The 7,938-nt window shown below is 49.0% G+C and carries 6 protein-coding genes; 3 read left to right on the top strand and 3 right to left on the bottom strand.

Features of this window, described 5'->3' with window-relative positions:
- Positions 1 to 87: 87 nt before the first annotated feature.
- A complete protein-coding gene (locus B2899_RS08185) occupies positions 88 to 1,398 on the top strand; it encodes a DRTGG domain-containing protein (RefSeq protein WP_146807915.1) in 1,311 nt (436 codons plus the stop codon).
- A 41-nt stretch (positions 1,399 to 1,439) separates the two neighbouring features.
- Here the strand turns inward: B2899_RS08185 and B2899_RS08190 are convergent, their stop codons facing one another.
- The 3 genes from B2899_RS08190 to B2899_RS08200 form a co-directional block, all read right to left on the bottom strand.
- A complete protein-coding gene (locus B2899_RS08190; protein ID WP_246147174.1) occupies positions 1,440 to 1,739 on the bottom strand; it encodes a YtpI family protein in 300 nt (99 codons plus the stop codon).
- 270 nt (positions 1,740 to 2,009) lie between these two features.
- Positions 2,010 to 2,492 (bottom strand): hypothetical protein, encoded by a 483-nt coding sequence (locus B2899_RS08195; protein WP_146807917.1) that lies wholly within the window; start codon positions 2,490 to 2,492, stop codon positions 2,010 to 2,012.
- Positions 2,489 to 2,833, bottom strand: a complete 345-nt coding sequence (locus B2899_RS08200) for a YtrH family sporulation protein (RefSeq protein ID WP_146807918.1) — start codon at positions 2,831 to 2,833, stop codon at positions 2,489 to 2,491. The genes B2899_RS08195 and B2899_RS08200 overlap by 4 nt, the downstream gene beginning before the upstream one ends.
- 161 nt (positions 2,834 to 2,994) lie before the next feature.
- Between B2899_RS08200 and B2899_RS08205 the strand changes: the two genes are divergently transcribed.
- Complete coding sequence (locus B2899_RS08205; RefSeq protein ID WP_286884992.1) at positions 2,995 to 6,426, top strand: DNA polymerase III subunit alpha; 3,432 nt, start codon at positions 2,995 to 2,997, stop codon at positions 6,424 to 6,426.
- 139 nt (positions 6,427 to 6,565) lie between these two features.
- Positions 6,566 to 7,795 carry an NAD(P)-dependent malic enzyme gene (locus B2899_RS08210; RefSeq protein WP_146807920.1) on the top strand — a complete coding sequence of 410 codons (1,230 nt, stop codon included), beginning with the start codon at positions 6,566 to 6,568 and terminating at the stop codon, positions 7,793 to 7,795.
- Positions 7,796 to 7,938 lie beyond the last annotated feature (143 nt).

The raw sequence follows: 7,938 nt of genomic DNA on the forward strand, positions 1-7,938 counted from the left end.
AAAGGCGAACGCCTTTTTCTTCCTTAGCTCTTTTTTCCTCACTCTTCTCCTCCTTTCCTCACGATTTTCACAGAAAAAGGTGAGTCTATGGCAACGAAACACGAACAGATTTTGCAGCATATCGAGGAGCTGGAAGTCGGTAGCAAAATTTCGGTGCGCCAGGTGGCGAAGGAGCTGGAGGTTAGCGAAGGAACGGCATATCGGGCGATTAAGGATGCGGAAGCACAAGGATTAGTCAGCACGATTGAGCGGGTCGGTACGGTACGAATTGAGAAGAAGAAAAAACAGAATATCGAGAAGCTCACATTTGCTGAAGTAGTGAATATTGTAGACGGTCATGTGCTCGGTGGACGTGAAGGGTTATATAAGACGCTCAATAAATTTGTTATCGGTGCAATGAAGCTTGAGGCGATGATGCGTTATGTAGAAGCAGGCAGTCTGCTGATTGTCGGGAACCGCTACCAGGCCCATAAGCTATCGCTGCAGCATGGCGCTGCAGTATTGATTACCGGAGGTTTTGATACGAGCGAAGAAGTGAAGAAGCTGGCCGATGAGCTGCAGTTGCCGATTATCTCAAGTAGCTACGATTCATTCACGGTCGCGACGCTCATTAACCGTGCAATCGATGACCGCTTAATTAAGAAAGAAATCATGATGGTCGAAGATATCCTTATTCCGTTGAAGGATTCATACTATTTGAATATCCATCATACGGTACGGGATTGGCACCGTTTTGTGGAAGCGATTGGGCATGGACGTTTTCCGGTCGTGGACGAAAATATGAAGGTAATGGGTGTAGTGACGACGAAGGACATCGTCGGTCACGAATATGACGTTCCGGTGGAGAAAGTGATGACCAGAAATCCGATTACGGTAATGGCTCGCGTATCGGTTGCATCGGCTGCCCACATGATGGTATGGGAAGGCATCGAGATGCTGCCGGTCGTGGACAACCATCGTCGCCTGCTGGGCGTAATTACGCGCCAGGATGTACTGAAAGCGCTTCAGTATATTCAGAAGCAGCCGCAGATGGGCGAGACGTATACCAACCAGATTATGAGCCGTTTCCATGAGGAAAAAGGGGAAGGCGGCATCTATTTTCGCGGTGAGGTTACACCGCAGATGACCAATCATCTGGGCAACATCTCAAGCGGGGTATTAACCACACTTGTTTCCGAATCAGGAAGCCGGGCGCTTCGCCAGTATAAGAAAGGCGATATGGTTCCCGAGAATATTACGGTGTATTTCTTAAAGCCGGTACAGATTGAGAGCACGATTGAAATCAGGCCGCGTGTGCTCGAAGTAAGCCGGAAGTTCGGAAAAGTGGAAGTGGAAGTGTACCATCAGGGGACGATGGTATCCAAGGCGATGATGACTGCGCAGGTTATCGAGCGATAAAAGCGGGAAAAGCGGGAAAAGCGGAAGTGCATACTCCCGCTTTATTTTTTTTCGCTCTGTTCTTTCTTGATTTTTGTAAAGTATCTCAGATTGCGGATGCCGAGCACCAGGTTGACTCCGCCGATCAGCAGAAAGACAATACCGATGACCAGACGAATTGTATCCACATGTTCGAACGTAAGCTGGTTGAACCCAACTCCGAGCAGAAAAATGCCCATGCCGATATTCATGCGCGCCTGGTAAATCCGAGCGATTACACCCGGCTGGCTGCGCCATGTGATGGCGTAGTAGAGTGCGAACGTCGCCGATAAAATGATGATAATGGTAAAAATGGCTGTCAATGTGGGAACTCCCTTCGCTGCGATTTTCTTTTTTATTTTCGCATCCATGAGCAAAAAGCACAATAAAAAAGCGACTGTCCTCGGTCCGTTGATCTATCGGAAGGAAATCGCTTTGTGTTATATATGCGTATTATTGATTCGCTGGTTTATCTGCTGGGATAAACCAGGAGTCCATCGATGTTTTATCTACAATAAACATCGAAATTTTCTTCTTTAATATAGCGTTCTATATTTTACTAAATTTTGCACTCGCTTGCGAGAGACGAGAGATTATCGCTGCTCTTCGACACGAACGTAGAGATGCAGGGAAGGGGAGACAACCAGTGTAGACAGAGAAAGAGAATACGCCCGGTTCTCGATCATGTACTTCTTTTCCGCTATCATCATGATGATGCCCTCATGAAATCCTGCCACGTACTTCAATGGTTTTCCTTTTAAGAAATATAAGTCCTGCTCAAGCTTTTTTTTAAGCTCTGTCTCTATAAATCCATCCTGGACTTGCAGATGGATCTCAATGTCCTTTATCACCTTTTTTTCTTTTTGAATCAAGTTATTCTCCCATTCTTTATATTCCGTAATTTCTTTTACATATTTTACATTTTGAGCCTCCAGCTCACGAATTCTCAGATGCAGTCTGTCCACTTCATCCCCTATGATGAGCAAGAGGACACACATGCCTATGATAAGACCCAGTACAAATAATAGAATGAATCGGATAGAGCGCCGCCAATAGGCGCTGGACGGTACTCTCATCTGATCTCACCATGAACCAGCCAGTGAATCAAGCGCGTGCCTGTATCGGCGCCAACAAACGCGCTGACGATGAAAATAATTTGTTTAATGACCGGCGACATGTTTCCGTCTGCAAAGATTCGCTCAATCTGCATAAAGGAATCGAATGTGCCGCCGAGTGCCCCGATCATCCCCCAGATTTTTAATTTAATAGCCAATTCGTACATAACATGAAATGGCGGCTGCCGGGTGAGAAGCGCCGCCATGCCGCCCAGGATGGCTCCGCCGAGTACAATACCGAACGCGACGAAGAAGTAAGCTGTCATTTTCGTTATCAAATATTCCAGCAGTATTTTGTTCATATCCACACCTTCTTCCATTCAAAACTGTTCTGTGTACATATGTATGGGAGACAGGCAGTAAATATGAATATAGGAATGTATGTTCTTATATTGCGTCGGACGGTATAATAGAGAAAGAAGAATAAACGGGTAAAGTCTGAGAAGCGAACAGGAGGAAGAAGATGAATACGTCATCTTTTGTGCATTTGCACGTACATAGCGAATACAGTCTGCTTGAGAGTGCGGCGCGCATCCGTCCGTTGGTGCGGCGAGCTAAAGAACTGGGTATGGATGCTCTGGCTATTACCGACTCGTCAGCAATGTACGGTATAATCCCATTCTACAAAGCATGCCGGGAGGAAGGGGTCAAACCGATTCTTGGCGTACAGTTGCAGGTGGCGGACAGGCCTGACGGGGGTGAGTGGAGCCGGGATGAGAAGGGATATTCACTTGTGCTGCTGGCCGAGGACATGGAAGGATATCGCAATATGATGTGGCTGCTGTCACAGGCCCATCTAGAAGGCCGGCATCGTCCGCTTCTTGCCAAAGATAGGCTTAAAGGCCATACGGCAGGCATCATCGCACTGAGCGGAGCACAGAACGGAGAAATCGGTACCCTGCTGTATGAGGGACAGATAGAAAAAGCCGTGGTAGTTGCCAGAGAGTATGCGGATTTGTTTGGTGAGCGGAATTTTTTCCTGGAGATTCAGGATCATCTACAGGAAGAGCAGAAGATTATAAACCAACGGACAAATGATGTGAGCCGCATGACGGGCATTCCGCTTGTAGCGACCAACGCTGTTCGCTACTTGCGTGAGAGTGATGCACCGGTGTTTGATGTCCTGCTTGCGATTGGGGAAGGCAAGACTGTAGAAGATACGGATCGGACGGTGTATCCAACCCGGGAATATTATCTGAAGAGTCCGGAAGAAATGAGCGAGTTGTTTATCTTTCTCCCTGAAGCACTTGAGAATACGGTACACATTGCACAAAGGTGCAATGTAGAACTCCCCCTTGGCGAATCGATTCTTCCAAGATTTCCGGTTCCGGAAGGGCAAACCGCTGACGGATACTTGCGTATGATATGCGAGGAAGGCCTTGTGCTCCGCTATGGGAAGCAAGCGGATAGCGCGGTGCGTGAGCGACTCGATTATGAATTGGATGTCATCTCACGCATGGGATTTGCCGATTACTTCTTAATTGTATGGGATTTTATCCGTTACGCTCGTGAAAGGGGAATCGCCGTGGGTCCGGGCCGGGGCTCGGCTGCCGGCAGTCTGGTCGCTTACGTTCTCCAGATTACAAACATTGATCCTGTAAAATACAAGCTGTTGTTCGAGCGTTTCTTGAATCCTGAGCGCATTAGCATGCCGGATATCGATGTGGACTTTAGTTACGAACGGCGCGACGAAGTGATTGACTATGTCGTACACAAATATGGTGCTGACCGTGTAGCCCAGATTATTACATTCGGAACGATGGCGGCGCGAGCGGCAGTGCGGGACGTCGGGCGGGCACTTGCCATACCGCTTTCAACCGTAGACCGGATTGCCAGGATGATTCCGGCCGAACTTGGTATTACGTTAGAGCGCGCACTTGCGAAAAGTCGGGCGCTTCGTCAGGCTGTGGAAGAAAGTTCACAGGCGCAAGAATTAATGGAACTGGCGCGTGCCGTAGAAGGACTGCCTCGCCATGCGTCTACGCATGCGGCCGGAGTGGTCATCTCGCGTAATCCGCTTACCGAATACGTACCGCTGCAGCAAGGACATGACGGACATGCGCTCACGCAGTATGCAATGGAAGCACTCGAGGAAGTCGGTCTGCTTAAAATGGACTTTCTCGGCCTAAAGAATCTGACTTTGCTTGAACAAACGGTTCGCCTTGTGCAAGAGCAGGAAGGTATTGCGCTTGATTTGAACACTCTTGCGCTCGATGATGAGCGTACGTATCGCCTGCTTTCTGACGCGGATACGGCGGGGATATTTCAACTGGAGTCTCCGGGGATGCGCCATGTACTTCGGGAGGTCAAGCCGTCGACATTCGAAGACATCGTCGCAGTATTGGCGCTGTTTAGGCCGGGTCCGATGGAGTTTATTCCTGATTTCGCGGCGGCCAAGCACGGCAAGAAGCAGGTGACGTACCTGCACCCGGTACTTGAGCCGATTTTAAAAGATACGTACGGATTTATTCTATATCAAGAACAGATTATGCAGATTGCTTCGGCGGTGGCGGGCTTTACGCTTGGTGAGGCAGACATTCTGCGCCGCGCCGTATCCAAGAAAAAGCGTGAGCTCTTGCAGGAGCAGCGGGAGAAATTCGTTGCCGGAGCGTTAAAGCAGGGCTATGAGGAGGCGCTGGCACACCAGTTGTACGACATGATTGTCCGGTTTGCCGATTATGGATTTAACCGCAGTCACAGCGCTGCATACGCTATGATTGCCTATCATATGGCTTACTTAAAAACGAATCATCCGGTTTCATTTTTGGCGGCGTTGTTGACGATGGCGCAGGGAAGCGCGGAAAAGGTAGCCGAATATGTGGAGGAGTGCAAGCGCCGTTCCATTCCAGTTCTCGGACCGGATATTAATCAGAGTGGGATCAATTTTGTAGTGGAAGAGGGAAAGATTCGCTTCGGGCTGGCGGCTATTAAAAATGTGGGCGTTCAGGCGATTCGCCGTATTCTGGAAGAGCGGAAGAAAAGACCGTTTACCGGCCTTCCGGACTTTTGTCTGCGGATTGATCAGCGGGTTTGCAACCGCCGTGTAATAGAAGCACTCATCAAAAGCGGAGCTATGGATAGCCTGACCGGTAATCGTGCGGCGCTTTTGGCGGTGCTTGATAAGACGCTGGAATGGGCGCAGCGCTCACGCCGTCGTGCGGAGGGAGAGCAGATCGACTTTCTTCTGGAGGGAGAATCGACCGAAGAAGAGGCGCCGGCCGTGCCGGATGATATTCCGGATTTCGGCCAGAAAGAGAAGTTGCTTCAAGAGAAAGAGTTGATTGGGCTATATTTGTCCGGACATCCGCTCGATGATTATCAGGATGTGTGCCGCAGATTTTCTTTTTTACCGCTGTCCCGTCTGCGTGAGAAGAAAGATAGGCAACCGGTACGTCTTGCAGGTATGGTGGTAGGGGTGCGCAGCATCTCGACCCGTCACGGACAGCCGATGGCTTTCGTTCAACTTGAAGATCAGACTTCGCGTGTAGAAGTCGTCGTCTTCCCGGGTGTTTATCAGCGCGTCGCAGAGCTGCTTGTGAAGGGAAAGCTGGTTGCGGTCGAAGGCAAAGCCAATTATCAGGATGACGAGATAAAGTGTATTGCTGACCGTATCCAAGAGCTGGAGGAGATACGGCAGACATCTGTACAGCAGGAAAAACCCCCAACGGTGTTCATCAAAATCGAACCGGCGATAGAAGAGGACATATCACGCCTGCAAAATTTGCAGCAGGTTCTTCGTGAAGAGGCCGGAGAGAGTCCTGTAATTCTTTACTACGCCGCAAAGCGTCAGTCCGTTCAACTGGCCCAAGAATATAACATATGCGCAACAAATGAAATAGTTAGGAAAATTGAGAAAATTATTGGAGATGGCCTGGTTATCATCAAAAAACAATAATTTTATAGGGAAAAACGACCAAAAGCGGCTTCAATCAGGTTTACAGATTGGCCGCTTTTGATATAATGAGAGAATAATAAAGGAAGTGGTCAGACCACTTAAAAATTCGGGGTTGAAGAGAGAAGGAGTTGTTAGAAAGGTGCCAAACATGCGTGAAAAAGCATTAAAGCTGCACAGAGAAAACCGGGGAAAGATTCAGGTAGAATCCAAAGTCGCTTTAAACAATGCGGACGATTTAAGCCTTGCATATTCTCCCGGGGTAGCGGAGCCATGTAAAGATATTTTTGACAACCGTCAGAAGGTATACGACTATACAGCGAAGGGCAACATGGTTGCCGTTGTTTCTGACGGCTCAGCTGTATTAGGGTTAGGCAACATCGGGCCTGAAGGGGCGCTTCCGGTTATGGAAGGAAAAGCGGTTCTCTTTAAATCGTTTGCAGGCGTAGACGCGTTTCCTATCTGCCTGAACACGCAGGACCCAGAAGAAATTATTAAGACGGTTAAATATCTGGAGCCGACGTTTGGCGGCATTAATCTAGAGGATATTGCGGCCCCGAATTGCTTTGAGATTGAAGAACGATTAAAGAAAGAACTATCCATTCCGGTGTTTCACGATGATCAACACGGCACTGCTATTGTCACGGCAGCCGGTCTTTTGAACGCGTTGAAAATTGTCGGTAAGAAGATGGAAGACATCTCTGTAGTAGCAAACGGTGCGGGTGCAGCGGGTATCGCCATTATTAAGTTGCTGCTTTTCATGGGCGTAAAAGAAGTGATTATGTGCGATTCGAAAGGGGCCATCTATGAAGGCCGTCCGTTCGGGATGAATCCGATTAAAGAGGAAATCGCGCGCATAACCAACCAGCGTAAAGCGGAAGGCACACTCGGGGACGTGCTGAAAGGCGCGGACGTCTTCATCGGCGTATCGGTCGCAGGCTCCCTGACGCCGGAGATGGTGCAGTCGATGAACGACAATCCGATCATTTTCGCTATGGCTAACCCGATTCCGGAAATTATGCCGGAAGCCGCCAAAGAAGCGGGCGCGGCAGTTATTGGTACCGGGCGCTCCGATTTTCCGAATCAAGTCAATAACGTGCTGGCATTCCCGGGAATTTTCCGTGGCGCACTCGAAGTAATGGCCACCGATATTAATGAAGCGATGAAGCTTGCGGCGGTAAAGGCGATTGCGGAGCTTATCACCGATGATGAACTGACGCCGGATTACATCATTCCTTCGCCGTTCGACTCAAGAGTAGCTCCGCATGTGGCCGCATCGGTTGCGAAAGCCGCAATGGAGACGGGCGTAGCGCGCCGGGAAATCGACCCGGAACAAATCAAAGTAGCGATGCTGGCAGCTGTACAAGTATAAGATTGTCATGAAATGAGGAATACGAGGAATTGAGGAGAAGAGAACGAGAGGGTGATTTCAATGTGGAAAAAGGCGAAGGCCTTTTTCTTCCCTGGATCTCCTTTCCTCTTTCTCTCCTTGTTTCTTCGTGATTTTCACAGAAA

The sequence above is a fragment of the Aneurinibacillus sp. UBA3580 genome (genome assembly GCF_002375825.1).
Taxonomy (GTDB): domain Bacteria; phylum Bacillota; class Bacilli; order Aneurinibacillales; family Aneurinibacillaceae; genus Aneurinibacillus; species Aneurinibacillus danicus.